This window comes from Epilithonimonas zeae, from assembly GCF_900141765.1.
Classification (GTDB): domain Bacteria; phylum Bacteroidota; class Bacteroidia; order Flavobacteriales; family Weeksellaceae; genus Epilithonimonas; species Epilithonimonas zeae.
Map to the genome: position 1 here is coordinate 685,284 of NZ_FSRK01000001.1, position 18,046 is coordinate 703,329.

Genomic DNA, 18,046 nt, shown 5'->3' on the forward strand with positions numbered 1-18,046 from the left:
AAACCTTTAGACTTCTCTAAAGGTTTTTTTATTTGAATAATTCCAAAATCTCATCAACAGTCACTTTTCCGAAATAATCTGTGAGATTGATTTTAGAAAGAACTTGGTTTAAACTTTCAATCTCGTGTTTTTCATCGATTAATAAATCTTCCAATTCCTCAATCGGTTTGGAAGCGAAGAAATCTCCGAATATTTTAGCTTTTTTGATGATTCCTTTTTCAACGTCCAAATGAATTTCGATAAAACCTGCTGGGATTTTAATCGCCTTTTTGAAGTTGTAATTCGGGGAGGAACCGAAGTTCCAATCCCAAGTCTCATATTTTTCTTTGGTTAATTTCTCGATTTCTTGGATGTCTTCATCTGTAAGGTTATAAACTTTTCCGGCAAAATCTTTCAGGATTTCATCAATCAGTTTTTGTTTCAGTACTTCTATCGTTGCTCCGGTTGGTAGAAAATCAATAAGGTTTGTAACTCTTTGACGATTGGATTTTGTAGCTTTATCAAGGAACTTTAGAGGGTTGACTTTCAAAGCATCACTAAGAACACTCATTTCTGAATTGAACAAAATTGTTCCGTGCTGAATCATCTTTCCGCCTTTGGCCAATTTTGCATTCCCACTGAATTTCTTTCCGTCCACCAAAAGGTCATTTCGCCCTTCCAGATTAGCATTGATATTCCAATCCTTTAAAATCTTAATTATAGGGCTTGTAAACTCTCCAAAATCCAAAAAGTCATTGGTTCCCAGAAGTGTATGAAATGAAAAATTAAGATTGCCCAAATCGTGATAGACTGCCCCGCCACCAGACAACCTCCTTACCACTTTGATATTGTTGTCGTTCACATAATCCAGATTGATTTCTGCCAATGTATTCTGAAATTTCCCAACAATAATCGAAGGTGCATTGATGTAAAGAAGAAAAATGTCTTCGGTCGGAAATTTAGTCAGCAGATATTCTTCGGAAGCAATATTAAAAAAAGCGTTGTGAGAAGGGGAGTCTATGATGAGCATATCGTTCTATTTTCTAACAAAATTACTGAGTTTTTGCCGTTAATAAAATTGATTTTATTCAGAACTTTCCTAGGTAAAAAAAGAGCACTCTTCAAAAAAGAAGAAATGCCCTTTAAAAATAAAAACCTTAAAAATTCAAATATTTATAATGATACGCCTCGTTTCCAAGGAATAAATACATCCTGTTTCAGTTGGTCTGCTTTTGTTTCTACGTTGCCGCTCGCCAGTTCAATAATATAATCTACAATCTCCTCACCAACTTCCTGAATGCTTTTTTCGCCCGTAATTACGGTTCCGGCATTCACATCGATAATGTCCGACATTCTGTTAATCAATGCCGTATTGGATGAGATTTTCACAACCGGAGCGATTGGATTTCCCATTGGATTTCCTAAACCTGTAGTGAATAAAACGACTGTTGCGCCGGATCCTACCAATCCTGTGGTACATTCGGCATCATTTCCTGGTGTGTTCAATAGATTCAGACCTGGTTTTGAAATGTATTCGCCATAATCCAAAACATCTACAATCGGTGCAGTTCCTCCTTTTTTAGAAGCGCCGGCAGATTTCATAGCATCGGTAATCAGTCCATCTTTGATATTTCCCGGTGATGGATTCATATCAAATCCTGAACCTGCATCCACAACGGATTTTTCAAAAGCTTTCATTAGAGATAAGAACTTATCTGCTTTTTCTTCATCCACACATCGATTCATCAATTCCTGCTCTACACCGCACAATTCTGGGAACTCAGCCAAAATTGTTTTTCCACCCAACGCCGCAAAAATATCCGAAACAATTCCTAAAGACGGATTCGCAGAAATCCCTGAAAATCCATCAGAACCACCACATTCCAGACCGATGCTCAATTTTGAAACCGGTGCAGGTTTACGTTCTATTTTGTTGGCTCTTTTTATCGCTTCGAAAGAATCTTTGATAACCATTTGGAACATTTTATCCGTAGTTCCGATTTTTTGCTGTTCAAAGATTAGAATCTCTTTATCACTGTTCGGACTCATTTCCTTCAAAGCATTTTGAAAAATATCAACCTGAAGATTTTGACATCCTAAACTTAAAACCGTTGCACCGGCTACATTCGGATTATTTACATAACCGGCAAGTAATTTTGCCAACAGTTCCGAATCTTGACGAATTCCGCCACAACCACCTTGATGATTGATGAATTTGACTTCTATATTGTCCAGAAGATTCTCATTTCGAGATTTATCCTCTACTTCTTCCACGCTTTTCTCTTCAATTAATGAGCGTAGAAAATTCTTATAGGAAACTTCCTTCTTAGGTAATAATTCGTTTTCGAAAATGTCTTTCAGCTTCTCGATATTCTTGTTTTCACAAAACACCAATGGGAAAAATAACCAAACATTTTTGGTTCCCACTTGTCCGTCAGCACGATGATATCCATTGAAGGTCTTATCTTTCCATTTATCCACATTGGGTGGCGTCCAACCCAAATCTCCGGTCTTTTTGAAAACCTCTTCACTCTCGTGTTTTACGTTTTCAGTCGTGATAACTTCGCCTTTTTTGATAGGTTGATTCGCTTTCCCCACGATTACGCCATACATAATGATATGGTCGCCATTCTCAAAATCTTCCGCCGCGAATTTATGTTTTGCTTTCGTATCTTTCAGAACCGTGTAATCTGCACCGTCAAGATGCACGATTTCTCCGGCAGGCAAATCCGTCAGCGCAACAATGATGTTGTCTTTCGGGTTTACTTTTAATACTTTCTTTTGCATAATTTTCAGATTATAACTTTATTCTTTTTAATAATTTGACTTCGTCGAACCTCTTTGTTAGGTTTGGGCAGCTATTTCCGTCCTCCGTTCCCGCTATTTTTTGCCAAGCTTTTCCCAAGCAAAAAATGAGCTCCACTCAGGCCGGGCTGCTGTGATTCAACGTTTAATTATTGAACCAAAAATTACTGAATGAAACTTTTATACCCTTCCTCAATCCCATTGGAATCGATTGCACGCAAAGCTTTCGTAACAGATTCAGTTAGTCCATTAATCTGAGTCAAATCTGTATCCCAGAAACTCACTTCTGACAAAGCATTTTTTGCCACTTCACCAAGGTCGTTAGTTGACCAGATTTCTTTGAATCTCTCCAAAACCGGTGCGTCATCGCTTACAGGAAGTTGTTTTCCGTCAAATTCACCTTGATAGAATCTAATCAACGCTGCTAATGCAAAAGTCAAATTAATTGGTAATTCATTCTTGATTTCAACATATTTCAACAAGCTTGGCAACACTCTCACTTTGAACTTCGAAACCGAATTCAGTGCAATACTGGAAAGCAAATGCTTCAAGAACGGGTTTCTGAATCTGTCAAAAACTTCATCCGAAAATGCAGTCAATTCTTCTGTTGATAAGTCTAGAGTAGGGATGATTTCGTTATAAACCGTCTCGGAAATCCATTTTCCTGCAAAGTCTGCATCAATAGCTTCTTTTACAGTTTCTTTTCCGTCAAGGATAGAGAACGCTAACATTGCTGTGTGAGCGCCGTTCAGGATTCTAACTTTTCTGGTTCTGTAAGGCGTGATGTCATCCACAACCAAAACTTGGTCATCGATTTTATCAAACGGAATCAAAGCTTTCAATTTCTCATCACCTTCGATAACCCAAAGTAAGAAGGCTTCACAAACCACCATTAGATTATCATCATAATCCAATTTAGCTTCGTATTCGTCTTTTTCTTCTCTTGGATAACCCGGAACAATTCTGTCCACTAAAGTATTATGGAAATAGTTGCTGTTTTCTATCCAATTAGAAAATTCTGAACCTAAATTCCAAAGCAAAGCATATTTTAGAATATATTTCTTCAATGTCAAAGCATTGTTTTCAATCAATTCGCAAGGAATAATGTGAAGGCCTTTCTCTGAATTTCCATTAAAATGCTTGAATCTCTCGTAAAGAAAAGCAGTCACTTTAGCTGGGAAATTCTTGTGAGGGCCTGAAGCTAAAGACGTTTCAGACTCATCAAAAGCAATTCCTGCCTCAGTTGTATTAGATAAAATGAATTGTAAGTCTTCGCCTTTTGCAAGTTCAAGATATTCAGCATAATTATCATAAGGACTGAATGAACGCTGGATTGCAGAAATCACTCTCTGGTCATCTACGATTTGTCCTTTTTTTACACCTCTTACGAAAAGTGTGTAAAGATTATCTTGCTCTTCCAACATATCGACAAGACCACCAATAGTTGGCTGAACAACAGCTACACCAGCATTGAAACCAGCTTCTTTGTTCATCTTGTCGATAAGATAATCTACAAACGCACGAAGGAAATTACCTTCCCCGAACTGTAAAAATTTGATTGGAAGTTTCTCAGTTGAACCTGAGTTTTCACGGTTAAGTTTTTGTTTAGTTTGATATTCCATTTCTTTATTCTTTAATGATTTTATATTTCGGAACCAATGATTTCATTACGAACCACGCAATGAGATAAGCTACTGCGCAGATTGAGAAAATAATCATATATCCTTTATCGATACCGTCTGAAATGACAGCACCGGAATTTTTCAATTGAACCAACAAATCATCAGGAAGCCTTGTATCCTTGAATTCAGGATATTTTTCTAAAAGTGGAATGCCGTCAATAGTTGTCCAAGCTTTGTGGGCGTGGTCAAACAATAATCCAGAACCTTTATTGATAAGGAAAGAACCGATTCCACCAGCCATTCCTCCGATTCCTGTAATCGTAGCAATTGCTTTTTTAGGGAACATATCGCCAACCGTTGAGAAAATATTAGCTGACCAAGCCTGATGCGCTGCACCTGCAACTCCGATAATCAAAACCGGAAGCCAATAGGAAATAGTTCCTGCAGGTTGTGCAACCAAGGCCAATAATGGAAAGAAAGCGAAAATCAGCATCGCACGCATTCTTCCTGCATAAGGATTCATTCCTTTTTTGTCTACAAAATATTTTGGAAGCCAGCCTCCGACAATGGAAACCAAGGTTATCATATACAAAACGAACAATGGTAATGCACTTTGCGTACTGTCCATTCCGTAAACTGAACTTAGGTAAGCCGGAGTCCAGAATAAGTAGAACCACCAAACGCCGTCTGTCATAAATTTACCGAAAATAAAAGCCCAAGTCTGTCTGTATCCAAAAGCTTGTTTTAAGCTCATTTTTTTCTGAGGTTCGTCTGCATTTTCTACAACATCGTCTTGGTCCTGTTGAATGTAAGCCAATTCGTGTTCATTAACTTTCGGGTGCTGATGAGGTTTTTTGTAAACAAAAATCCAAAGTCCCATCCAAACAAATCCAAGCGCACCAATGATGATAAACGCCATTTCCCAACCCATCGATTTAGCAATAAAAGGAATGGTAACTGGCGCTGCTAAAGCTCCAACAGTCGCTCCAGCATTGAAAATACTTGTAGAAAATGCTCTGTCTTTTTTAGGGAAATACTCCGCAGTGGTTTTAATCGCTGCAGGGAAGTTTCCAGCTTCTCCTACTGCTAAAACAAATCTTGCAAAGATGAAAAGCGTCACACTTGTGCTTGTAACCAGCGAAATATTATTAACTGTACTAATAATTTCCTTTGATTCTGCAAATCCTACAAACCAGTTTCCAGTTAAGATTCCGGAAGTTGCAATGCCGCAAAATGCGTGTAAAATAGCTCCAATCGACCAAATGAAAATTGCCCAAAGAAATCCTTTTTTCGTATCCATCCAATCCACAAATTTCCCGGCAAATAACATACTTATTGCATAGAAAATTGAGAATAATGCCGTGATGTTTCCATAATCATTATTATTCCAATGGAACTCGGGTTGTATGAAATCTTTCCAGGTCAAAGAAAGAACCTGCCTGTCAAGATAATTGATGGTCGTAGCAATGAACAGAAGTCCACAAATTGACCATCTGAAATTACTCGGTTTTAAGGATTTGACTGAACTCATATTGGTTTTAGGAATTTAGTTTTCAATAATTATTTGATGGATTGGATGATGTCCAATACTTTTTTCGTTTCGTTTTCGATGGTAGCGTAATCTTTGGAAGCCATTAATTCTTTGCTTACCAATTTGCTTCCCATTCCAACCGCAGAAACGCCTGCTTTAAACCAGCTTTCGATGTTTTCTTTGGTTGTGTCAACACCACCTGTTGGCATAAATTTCAAGTTTGGAAACACATCTTTGATGGCGCTCATAAATCCAGTTCCTAAAGCATTTCCAGGGAATAACTTTACGAAGGTCACACCTGCATTTTCAGCTTCGATGATTTCTGTTGGTGTCATACAACCCGGACTGTACAACACATCTTTCGGAATCAGGAATTCTGCAACTTCAGAAACAATTCCAGGACTGATAAAGAAGTCTGCACCAACATTATAATACTCTTCTGCTTGCTTTTGATTCTTAATTGTTCCGATTCCAAGCAACATATCCGGCATTTCTACATTTCGGATTTCTACCATTTTTGTGAAATTGCTCAATGCAGCTTCGCCTCGGCTTGTGTATTCTACCGCTCGGATTCCTGCTCTGTAAAGCGATTTCAGTATTTCTAAAGTTACCGTTTCATCAGCATTATAATACAAAGGCAAAAGTCCTTGCTTGATGATGGCGTTCGTAACTAATTGAATCTTTGTCATTTTTCTTAAATTTTTACTTTAAAAACTATTTTTCTGATGAAACCATTTCCAATCATTGGTGCGTGGACATCATTTGGATAAAAAATAGCAAACTGATTATTGTTTAATTGGAAAAACATATCCGGATTATCATTGTAAAAAAGAACATCTTTTTCTGCATTGTATTCTCCGATTGGATTTGTGCATTTTTGCCTTGATTTCCAACCAATATTTTCTATTCCCTTCAGACAAATTTGAATATCAATATTTTGATTATGACATTCGAATTTGGAAAGACTTTCTTCTTTTGTTTTGGCCATTTCATCAAAAACAATCATTCGAAGACCTTCTTCAATCTCTGTAACTCCAACTTCTAAAGAATCTAAATTTTTGTCTTTTAAATAGTCGAAAGCTTTTTCAAATAATGGATTTAGCAAAGAATATTGAGAAGCATTTTCTAATGTATCTATAATCATTTTTTTCTAAATTATCTTTTAATTCTTCCTCCTGAATTGCCGTTCATTACTTCCAAAATATCGTTGGCACTGCTCAAATTCACATCGCCTAAAATTGTATGTTTGATAGCACAGGCTGCATTGGCAAACTTCAAAGCTTTCTCGTCATCGAAGTTGATTAAACCATAAATTAATCCTGCTGCAAAAGCATCTCCAGTTCCGATTCTGTCAACAACGGGATTCACTTCCAGACTTTCTGTTTCGAAATATTGTCCGTTAACTAAAGCTCTTCCCTGAGTTGCTTGATTACTTGCTGTCACACCAATTCTGGTTTTATCAAATACTTTTTTGATGGAAGGAATTTCTTTCATTAATGTTTCTGCAGCTTGGATAAAACTGTCTTTATCATAACCGAAAGATGTTCCTAGGATTTCATTGATTTCGTTTACGCCACCAATGAAAATCGTAGAGTAGGAGATGAGTTCCTTAAGAACTGCAAATCCTTCTTTTCCATATTTCCAAAGATTGGAACGATAGGCTGGGTCAGCTGTAATTTCGATTCCTTTTGAATAGGCTAATTGTAAGCCTTGCTTCAAAGTTTCGTAAGCACCTTCCGAAATCCCGGGAGAAATGCCTGTCCAGTGGAAATATTCTGCACCTTCGAGAGCCTTTTCCCAATCTACTTGTTCGGGTTTGATGTTGGCAAAAGAACCGTTTAATCTGTTGTACGAAATTCTGCTGGCGCGCATTGCTGAACCAACTTCCAAGAAATATAAACCAATTGGATGTTCTATTCTGTTGACGAATTGTGTATCAATTCCGTAACTTTTCATTGTTGCAATGGCTGATTCTCCGATGAAACAATCGGAAACATTGGTGATGTGTCTGGTTTCGCATCCCATAATTGCTAAAGACGCACCGACATTCATTTCTGTTCCTCCGAAAAAGAATTCCATTTCGCGGCTTTGTCTCAGCATTCTGCTGTCGGACGGAGACAATCTCATCAATACTTCGCCAAAGGTTACAACTTTGCTCATTAATTTTTATTTTTTCTAAACCTCGAAGGTTTGAGTTTTTACTTTATAAAATCTTCTCTAAACGGACTGAAAACATCAACCAAAATTCCGTCTTCCAGACATTCGACACCGTGAAGAACATTGGAAGGGACGAAGAATGAATCGCCTTTTTTCAAAATTGAAATATCTTCTCCGATGTTGACTTCAAATTTTCCTTCTGCAACATAAGTCACCTGAATATGAGGATGTTTGTGCTTGTAGCCAATTCCACCTTTTTTGAAACGGACGTTTACCATCATTACAGATTCGTCGTAGCCGACAATTTGGCGGTCGATGTATTCATCTATTTTTTCCCATTCTGTTGAATCGGATTTGTAATATATTTTGGATGTTTGTTTTGTTTCCATTTTTTATTCTAATTCTTTTTTGAACGCAAAGTCCGCAAAGATTTTTTATTTAATTCAATGCTTTTAAAGTCGCAAAGCCACTTCGCTTAAGTAAGCTTTTTATCCGTTGAATCACTCGCAGCCCGACTTGAGCGGAAATCCTTTTTTGCTTGTACTTTAGTTCTATTTAAACTGAAATGTTCTGCAAAAAAGATTGGGAGCGGAAGGCGGATTAAGCTGCCCTAATTATTCTGAAATCCTTCGAGAGCCTCAGGATGACAATATTAAAAGTTGAAATATTCCTTAGCGTTAAAATAACAAATATCTGCCACAACTTTTCCTACCAAATCCAAATCCTCAGGAAGTTCGCCAGACTCGATTTCGTTTCCTAAAAGGTTACACAATACACGTCTGAAATACTCGTGTCTTGGGAACGAAAGGAAGCTTCTTGAATCGGTCAACATCCCAACGAATGTGCTGATGAGTCCCATATTGGAAAGCGCATTCATCTGTTTTTCCATCCCGTCTTTTTGGTCCAAAAACCACCAGCCAGAACCGAATTGAACTTTTCCTTTTACTGAACCATCATTGAAATTTCCAATCATTGTTGCCATAATTTCGTTATCGGCAGGATTCAGATTGTAGATGATTGTTTTAGTCAACTTGTCCTTTGAGTCCAATGTGTTAAGAAATCTCGAAAGGTTCGCAGCCTGACTGAAATCGCCTATGGAATCCCAACCTGTATCTGGTCCCAGAACCTTCAACATTCTTGCATTATTATTTCTCAACGCACCCAAATGATACTGTTGAACCCAGCCCAAAGAATGGTAAGTCTCACCCAAAAACAACAAAATTGCTGTTTTGAATTGCTCAATCTGATGTGGCGTTAGGGTTTGTCCTTTTCTCTTAATTTCAAAAATTGAGTTGATTTCTGAATCGGTGAACGTTTCAAAAGAAATGTTATTCAATCCGTGGTCACACAATCTGCATCCGTTGGCGTGAAAGTATTCTATTCTTTTGATCAGCGCATCCTGTACATCCTTGTAAGAATTAATTTCGATTCCTGCAGATTCGCCTAATTTATCGATGTAAGAATTATAATCCTCGTTATCAATCAAAATCGCTTTGTCAGGACGGAAAGCTGTGCTAACTGTGATTCCGATGTTGTTTTCTTTGATTGTTTGATGATATTCTAAAGTGTCAATCGGGTCTTCTGTCGTACAAACCGTTTCCACATTTCTCATTTTCAACAATCCACGAACAGATTTCTCAGGCGTTTGAAGCTGAGCTGATACATTTTCGTAAACTGCATCTGCATTTTTTTCGCTCAATAAATCATAAACATCGAAATATCTTGCTAATTCCAAATGTGTCCAATGGAATAACGGATTTCTCAAAGTATTCGGAACTGTTTTTGCCCAAGCTGCGAATTTTTCTTTATCAGAAGCATCTCCGGTAATGAATTTTTCGTTCACACCCATTGTTCTCATTGCTCTCCATTTGTAATGGTCGCCACCAATCCACACTTGAGTAATATTCTCAAACTGACGGTTTTCTGCAATCTCTTTTGGAGGCAGGTGGTTATGATAATCGATGATTGGTTGGTTTTCAGCAAATCTGAAATACAACTCTTCAGCGAATTTGTTCTTTAATAGAAATGTATCTGTGATAAATGGTTTTGTAAGTGTACTCATTTTTAATTATTAATGATAAATTATTAATTATGAATGTTTATTCGTTTGAAGGTTTTCCGATAGTTGCTAAAATTCCGCCATCAACGTAGATGATTTGTCCGTTGATGAACTGACTTGCTTCGGAAGCCAAGAAAATAGCTGTTCCTGCCAAATCTTCTGGATTTCCCCAACGTCCTTCCGGTGTTCTGCTGATAATGAATTCGTTGAAAGGATTTCCGTCCACACGGATTGGTTCTGTTTGAGATGTTGCAAAATATCCGGGACCAATCCCGTTCACTTGGATGTTATGTTTTGCCCATTCTGTCGCCAGATTTTTTGTCAGCATTTTCAGTCCGCCTTTTGCAGAAGCGTAAGCCACGACGTTGTCACGACCCAGCTCGCTCATCATAGAACAGATATTAATAATTTTACCCGATTTTCTGGCAATCATACTTTTTGCGACTAACTGAGACATAATGAAAGGCCCCGTTAAATCCACATCAATTACTTTTCGGAAATCAGAAATTTCCATTTCCAGAGCTGGAATTCTTTTGATGATTCCGGCATTATTAATAAGGATATCGATTTGTTTATGATTCGTTTCTATTTCTGCTACTTTTTCAGCAGCAATTTTCTCATCGGTCACGTCAAAAATATAACCTGTTGCTTTGAAACCTTTTGATTGATAATATTTGATAGCTTCTTCCAATTTGGAAGGCGTAGTGCTGGTGACAACCAATTCTGCTCCAGCTGAAGCCAAACCTTCTGCCATCGCCAAGCCTAAACCGTGCGTTCCACCAGTTACAAGAGCTACTTTTCCAGTTAAGTCAAATAAATTTTTCATTTTTAAATATCTTTAGATAGAATATTTCAAATATTTTGTTTCTCGCTGATTTAGCAGATTGTGCTGATTTTAAATTTGCTTGATTTGCTCAATCTGCGAGAATTTATATTCTTCTTTTATTTTAATTCGTCAGTTTTTACAGCATCCATATCGCCGTAGTCCATATTTTCTCCTGCCATTCCCCAAATAAAGGTATAGTTGGAAGTTCCAACGCCAGAGTGAATAGACCATTCCGGAGAAATGACTGCATCTCGATTTTTAAGAAAAATATGTCTCGTTTCCTGAGGTTGTCCCATAAAATGTGAAATCGATTGGCCTTCTTCCAAATCGAAGTAGAAATAAGCTTCCATTCTTCTGGTGTGCGTGTGAGAAGGCATTGTATTCCAAACACTTCCTTCGTGCAGTTCGGTCATTCCCATTTGTAATTGGCAAGTTTCCAGAACACTGTTTACCAATAATTTATTGATGGTTCTTCTGTTCGCATATTTGGAATCTCCTAATTCTACGATTTCAGCTTCATTTTTTGTAATCTTTTTTGTTGGGTAAGAATGATGAGCTGGTGCAGAGTTGATGTAGAAATAAGCTTGTTCACCATCAACGCTTTCAAAAGTTACGTCTTTGTTTCCTTTTCCTATATATAATGCTTCCTTATTATTAAGTTCGTAAACTGTTCCGTCAACTGTTACTTTTCCTTTTCCACCAACGTTGATGATTCCGATTTCTCTTCTGTCAAGGAAGTTTTCGGATTTCAGTTCATCAATTGTTTCAAGCTTTAAAGCTTTGTCAGTTGGCATTGCTCCACCAACAATTAATCTATCATACATTGTATAGATTAATTTGATTTGTCCGTCTTGGAATAAATTGTTAATTAGGAATTCTCTTCTAAGATCTTCTGTTGTGTATTTTTTTGCATCATCCGGATGATGAGCGTATCTGAACTCTGAAGTTGTCATTTCTTTATTATATAAATGTTAACTAAAAATTAATTGTGTAATCGATTGCATTGATAAATGCTCTTTTTGGCACAATAAATAATTCCTGTAAATATATATATAAATATTAACCAAGAAAGAAAAATTTAAAATAAATTTTAATTATTTCAATATCAGTAGTTTGCGCTAGTTTTATAATACTTTTTTAATATTATTTATGCCTATTTTTGTGCTTTATTTTGCACTGTAATGTAAAATTTGTGCAATTTTTTGCATTTTATCAACTTTTATTACTTAGTATATTGTTGTTTGGTTTGTTTAATTTTAACTTGTTGAAAATTAATTAATTATGATTATTTTTGAGTAATATTTGTCAAAAAAAATATTAGCTACAAAAATTTTGATTTTGTGTAATAAAAATGTATCATTTTTCAAAAATGACTTCTTCAAGTTAAATTTTGGTTAATTAAAAATTGATGATATCTGTCATTTTTTGGTTTGATTAATTGAATTATGTTATTAAATAAAAATTATTTTAGAAAATTTTAAAGATTTATTTTTAACTTAAATATGATTTTAAATGTTTGAAAATGAATTATTTGTATATTATTTTTAATTATGAATAATTGCTATGTTAAATTAATATTAATAAAAATTTGTTTTTTTTTATTTGCCAATTGAAAAATAATCTTAGTTTAGTCGAGTTAAGAAAAGTCTAAAATTTTAAGTGCAATCGATTGCATTTTTAACATAATTTTCAAGACAATTTTGAGTAAAAAACATTACTAAAATTATAAAAACTAAAAAATATCTATGAGTGGTTTAAAATTAGGTATTCAAAGTGCTTTTATAAAAACGACAATTGCTTCGGTCTTTTTATTACCAGCCTTTGGATTAGCTCAAGAATTAATTAAAGTTTCAGGAAAAATTACTTCTGATCAAAACAAACCTGTACAAAATGTAGAAGTTACTGTAAGAAACTCCAAGTTTTCTACAATGACCAACAAAGCAGGGCAGTATGAGCTTAACGTTCCAAAGAACGCAACGCTTGTTATTCGTTCCAAAGGTTTTGAAGAACAGGAAGTAGAAGTTAATGGAAGGACTAGCATTAATGTTTCCTTAGCAAAATTTGATGGCAGTAAAGAGAAGGCTATTGACGAAGTAGTTTTGGTTGGTTATACAACTGTATCTAAAAAAGATGTTACCAATTCTGTTGCCTCTGTAAAAGGAGATCAATTGAATGATATGCCTGTGAACAGTGCTGCAGAAGCTATCCAAGGTAGAATGGCCGGTGTTCAAGTCACATTTGGAGAAGGTTCGCCAGGTTCTGATCCGGAAATCAAAGTGAGAGGTGGAACTTCTATCACCCAGGATAATGCGCCTCTTTATATTGTGGATGGAATCCAAATGGACAATGCATTATCGTTAATCTCTCCAAAAGAAATAGAATCTATCGAGGTTCTTAAAGATGCATCTTCAACTTCTATCTATGGGGCAAGAGGAGCAAACGGTGTTGTTTTAATTACTACAAAAAGTGGTAGAAAAAATGCCAAAACTACTGTGAATTACAATGGTTATACAGGAGTAAGAACTATTGCAAAAAAATTGGACGTCATGAGTCCTTATGACTTTGTGCTTTATCAATATGAACTTTATAATAGAGATGGCGATTCTCAGCTCCATGATAAGTTTATTAGTTTATACGGTAATTATGAAGAAATAAGAGATGCTGAAGGAAGGATAATAGATCCGGGAATCAATAGATACAAAACCATCCAGACAAGAGATTGGCAGGAAGAAGTTTTCGGAAAAGAAGCGTTCAACTTTACTCATAATTTGAACATCTCTGGAGGTAATACTAATTCTGCTTTCACATTATCATTAAACCATGTTGAGGAAGACGGAATTATGATTAATTCTGGCTATAAGAGAAATATGGCCAATTTCAAGTATGATTTTGATATCAGCAAAAAATTGAAAGTAGGAGTGACAGCAAGATATAGCCAAACTTTCATCAATGGTGCTGGAACTGCAACTGCAGGCTCTCAAAGTACAAACAGACTTAGAAACGTTATCCGATACAGACCTTTTGAAAATGGATTAGGTACTGGAACAGGTTCAGACGAATTTGATACAGACGACTTCGCAGTGACTAACTTGGTAAATCCTGTGTTGCTTTCTAATAACGAGATCAAATATAATAATGCCGATAACTTATTCTTAAACGGAGTTATTACGTATAATATCTCCAAGGATCTGACTTTCAAAAGTGTCATTGGATATGTGCAAAATGATCAGGAGATTCAGCAATTTTCTGGTCCTAAAACATACTTGTCTAGAATCTACTCTGATATGTCTGTTGTTCAGTTAACAAGCAATCAAAGTAGAAGAATAACTAATACCAATACGCTAGCATATAAGAAAAAAATAGGCAATCATAAAATGGATTTCCTGTTAGGTCAAGAAATTGTAAAGACAGATGGTAATAAAACAGATATGACTATCAGATGGTTGCCAACTTCTATGGACGCTAACCAAGCTTTTGCAAACATTATTCTTGCGGCTCCGCCAGCAGGAATGGTTCAAGATGCTCCTTATGCAGGTGTTTTACCTCCATATAGACTAGCATCTTTCTTTGCAAGAGCCAATTATATTTATAACAACAAGTATATCGCAACTTTATCTATAAGAAGAGATGGATCTAACTCATTTGGACCAGCTAACAGATGGGCTAATTTCCCATCGGCATCATTGGCTTGGAAAATTGGAGAAGAGAACTTTCTGAAAGATTCTAAAATAGTTAATGATCTTAAACTACGTGTCGGTTATGGTCAATCTGGAAATGATAGAATTGCAGCATTCTTGTTCGATACATTCTACAATCCTTCCAGCACGTATGGATATACAGGCGGAGTTGGAATCATTACAGGAGCGGCGGCAGGAAACATTAAGGCAAATAAGAATATCAAATGGGAAGCAACGGTTTCTAAAAATGCAGGTTTAGATTTTACACTTTTCAATAAGAGAGTTTATGGAGCAATTGATGCTTATATTACAGATACAAAAGATTTGTTATTACTAGCAAAAATCCCTCAGACTTCTGGTTACGAGTATGAATATCAAAACTCTGGAAAAACTCAGAACAAAGGCTTGGAATTCAGTCTAGGAGCTATTATTGTTGGTAATGAAAACTTTACTTGGAAAACAGATTTCAACCTTGCCGCTAACAGAAATATGATCAAAAGTTTAGGTTCAGTGACACAGTCTGGAACAGATTTTTATTTACAACCTTCAGGATGGGTTAATAACTTATTCGATTTCAAAGTTCAGATTAATCAGCCGGTTGGGATGTTCTATGGTTATGTAACGGAAGGTAGATATGAGGTTAGCGATTTTGATTTCAATCCGACTAATAACACCTATAAATTAAAAGATGGGATCCCGACAACCAGTTCTGTAGCTTTAGGAAACAGAGCAGCACAACCAGGAGATCTTAAATTGAGAGATATTAACGGAGATGGTATAATCGATAACAAAGATCAAACAGTCCTGGGAAATGCTCAGCCAAAATTCTACGGTGGTTTTAACCAAACTTTCAAATACAAAAATTTTGATATGAGTTTGTTCTTCAACTTCTCTGTTGGAAACAAAGTTTATAATGCTAACAAAATTGAATTCACGACCAAATATCAGTACACAGACCAAAATATGCTGGGCGATATGGCCAACAGATGGAGATGGTTTAATGATGAGGGTATGAAGGTTACAGATCCTACTGCATTAGCAGCACTTAATGCTAATACTACAATGTGGACACCAACAGGAGGTAACTATTTCTTACATTCGTACGCGATAGAAGATGGATCTTTCCTGAGATTGAATAACGTAACAATTGGATATTCATTAAGCAAAGATGCGCTTAAGGCTATTGGTATTACCAATTTGAGATTATATGCTACGGCAAATAATGTATTTACAATTACCGGTTATTCGGGATATGATCCAGAGGTAAGTACTAGAAAAAGTACACTTACTCCTGCTGTAGATTATGCAGCATTTCCACGAAGCAGATTTTTCTTAACAGGTATTGATGTAACTTTTTAATTCAAAAAAAAATGAAAAAACATAGACTTTTAATTGCAATATTGAGTTGTACACTTACTTTATCTACAGTTACTTCTTGTGATAATTTCTTAGATGCAGAAAACATTTCTAACTCTAATGAAGAGCAGCAGTTTGATAGTACTGCAGATACCTTCACAGCATTGATTGGTGTTTACAATCAGGTTATTGGTGATGATGGATATGGACAGAGAATTAGTTTATATTTTCCTCAATCAGGGGACGATTTCAAAACGTCCGGAGATTATAACTGTAATGATAGAAGAGGACTGAGTACTTATGGCGCTTGTACTTCAAATCCAGATCTTAATAAGCCTTTCTTAAAATTATATTCAGGGATAGAAAGAGCCAATCTTGTTATCAAAAATATTCCATTATCAAAAGTAATGCAATCTGGCTCTGAAGCTGATAAAAAGCTAATGAATCGTTATCTGGGAGAAGCTTATACTTTAAGAGCATTATTCTATTTTGACTTGATCAAAAACTGGGGAGATGTTCCAATGCAAATGGTACCTTCTTCAGATTTGGAGTCGGTTTATTTACCAAAAACAGACAGAGATGTCATCTATGACAAAATCATTGCTGATTTGGAAACGGCATCTAATCTAGTTCCTTGGAGATCAGAAGCTAACAGTAGTAATACAAGAATTACGAAGGCAGCTGTGAAAGGACTTAGAGCAAGAATAGCTTTGGCTAGGGCAGGCTATTCTTTGAGGAGAGAACCAAGAATTATGGCTAAAGGCTCCAATTCTCAAACTTATTATCAGATTGCTTACGATGAGTGCAAATCGATTATTACAGAAGGACAACACGGTTTGAATGGAAACTTCGAAGCAACTTTCAGAGCATTACACGACAATACAGAAGATGCAGCGCACGAAGTGATTTTCGCAGTCGGAGCTTTTGGCGGTAACGCAGCAACAGATAGTAAAATAGGTTACTACAATGGGATGAGACACGGTGATGGTTCTAACTGGAAAAGTAGTGGTGGGATCAATGCTATCGCAACTTATTTTTATGAATTTAGCAAATACGACGTTAGAAGAGATATTACAGTAGCATCAATGCAGATTAATGATGCCAACCAAGCGATATTAGCAACAGGAGCTGTTTGTACCGATGGAAAATTCAGAAAGTCTTGGACCGGTGTTACAGGAACAGCGCAACAATTGTCAATTGACTGGCCGTTACTTAGATATTCTGACATTTTATTAATGTTTGCAGAAGCTGATAATGAACTGAATGGTTCTCCTTCTGCTGAAGCTGTAAACGCAGTGAAGCAAGTAAGAGATCGTGCATACGTGGGGAACTTAGGACAAGCTGGAACCATTCCAACTGATAAAACTGGATTTTTCAACTACATTGTTCACGAGAGATTGTTAGAGTTTGGAGGAGAAGGTCTTAGAAAATATGATTTAATCCGTTGGAATCTTTTAGCAACAAAAATCGCTGAAACAAAGCAAAAGTTAACAGACTTATTGAATGGAACAGGACAGTATTCATCAGTCCCTTCTTATTTATACTACAAAGCTTCGCCTTACGACAGAACAAAAACTGCTCAGGCAGCATTGCAAGCTATAGATGTATATGTTCAGCCAGGGACAACCAGAGAAGATGTTTATTATACGCCTTCTGTAGCAAGTACACCAACTGGTTATACAAGAGTCAACTGGAGAGTTGCGGTTACTGCAGATTATATCAGCAGTCCTTTGAAAGGTTATGCTCAGTATTTTGAAGCGAACAGAAAAGAATTGTTCCCGATCTACGATGATATTATACTATCAAACTATAATCTGAAACAAGATTACGGTTACTAGAATATAAGAAATTCTGGACTAGAATTTTTTAAGTTATTATATTTTTAATTTTTTTTTGAAGAATCACTCTGTCAGGGTTTTATGCCCTGACGGAGCTGACTCTAAGGACTTCTTTGTCCAAATTTTTAAACAAAAACTTCTGATATTATTTAAAATTAGTTAATGAGATGGGTTCGTTGAGGTTCAACACTAATTA

13 protein-coding genes are annotated in these 18,046 nt (G+C 36.2%); 2 read left to right on the forward strand and 11 right to left on the reverse strand.

The window, feature by feature from the left end; genetic code table 11:
* Window positions 1–28: 28 nt before the first annotated feature.
* From BUR19_RS03085 to kduI, 11 genes are all read right to left on the reverse strand, one after another.
* Complete coding sequence (locus BUR19_RS03085) at window positions 29–1,009, reverse strand: lipoate--protein ligase (RefSeq protein WP_074233454.1); 981 nt, start codon at window positions 1,007–1,009, stop codon at window positions 29–31.
* Between the two features lie 143 nt (window positions 1,010–1,152).
* A complete protein-coding gene (locus BUR19_RS03090) occupies window positions 1,153–2,766 on the reverse strand; it encodes a UxaA family hydrolase (protein ID WP_074233455.1) in 1,614 nt (537 codons plus the stop codon).
* Window positions 2,767–2,948: 182 nt separating this feature from the next.
* Window positions 2,949–4,406 (reverse strand): tagaturonate reductase, encoded by a 1,458-nt coding sequence (locus tag BUR19_RS03095; RefSeq protein ID WP_074233456.1) that lies wholly within the window; start codon window positions 4,404–4,406, stop codon window positions 2,949–2,951.
* 4 nt (window positions 4,407–4,410) lie between these two features.
* Window positions 4,411–5,937: an MFS transporter gene (locus BUR19_RS03100; protein ID WP_074233457.1), complete on the reverse strand. Its 1,527-nt coding sequence runs from the start codon at window positions 5,935–5,937 to the stop codon at window positions 4,411–4,413.
* A 29-nt stretch (window positions 5,938–5,966) separates the two neighbouring features.
* Window positions 5,967–6,626, reverse strand: coding sequence for a beta/alpha barrel domain-containing protein (locus tag BUR19_RS03105; protein ID WP_074233458.1), 660 nt, complete (start codon window positions 6,624–6,626; stop codon window positions 5,967–5,969).
* Between the two features lie 5 nt (window positions 6,627–6,631).
* Window positions 6,632–7,081, reverse strand: coding sequence for a YhcH/YjgK/YiaL family protein (locus BUR19_RS03110; RefSeq protein WP_074233459.1), 450 nt, complete (start codon window positions 7,079–7,081; stop codon window positions 6,632–6,634).
* 11 nt (window positions 7,082–7,092) lie between these two features.
* Window positions 7,093–8,097 carry a sugar kinase gene (locus BUR19_RS03115; RefSeq protein ID WP_074233460.1) on the reverse strand — a complete coding sequence of 335 codons (1,005 nt, stop codon included), beginning with the start codon at window positions 8,095–8,097 and terminating at the stop codon, window positions 7,093–7,095.
* Window positions 8,098–8,135: 38 nt separating this feature from the next.
* A complete protein-coding gene (locus BUR19_RS03120) occupies window positions 8,136–8,483 on the reverse strand; it encodes a cupin domain-containing protein (RefSeq protein WP_027383858.1) in 348 nt (115 codons plus the stop codon).
* 263 nt (window positions 8,484–8,746) lie between these two features.
* Window positions 8,747–10,156 (reverse strand): glucuronate isomerase, encoded by a 1,410-nt coding sequence (gene uxaC / locus BUR19_RS03125; RefSeq protein ID WP_074233461.1) that lies wholly within the window; start codon window positions 10,154–10,156, stop codon window positions 8,747–8,749.
* A gap of 37 nt (window positions 10,157–10,193) precedes the next feature.
* Window positions 10,194–10,979, reverse strand: a complete 786-nt coding sequence (locus tag BUR19_RS03130) for a gluconate 5-dehydrogenase (protein WP_074233462.1) — start codon at window positions 10,977–10,979, stop codon at window positions 10,194–10,196.
* Between the two features lie 116 nt (window positions 10,980–11,095).
* A complete protein-coding gene (gene kduI, locus BUR19_RS03135; protein ID WP_074233463.1) occupies window positions 11,096–11,932 on the reverse strand; it encodes a 5-dehydro-4-deoxy-D-glucuronate isomerase in 837 nt (278 codons plus the stop codon).
* A 792-nt stretch (window positions 11,933–12,724) separates the two neighbouring features.
* On the opposite strand from kduI, the gene BUR19_RS03140 reads away from it, so the two are divergent.
* Window positions 12,725–16,015, forward strand: coding sequence for a SusC/RagA family TonB-linked outer membrane protein (locus BUR19_RS03140; RefSeq protein ID WP_074233464.1), 3,291 nt, complete (start codon window positions 12,725–12,727; stop codon window positions 16,013–16,015).
* 11 nt (window positions 16,016–16,026) lie between these two features.
* Window positions 16,027–17,850, forward strand: coding sequence for a RagB/SusD family nutrient uptake outer membrane protein (locus BUR19_RS03145; RefSeq protein WP_074233465.1), 1,824 nt, complete (start codon window positions 16,027–16,029; stop codon window positions 17,848–17,850).
* The last annotated feature ends 196 nt before the right edge of the window (window positions 17,851–18,046 follow it).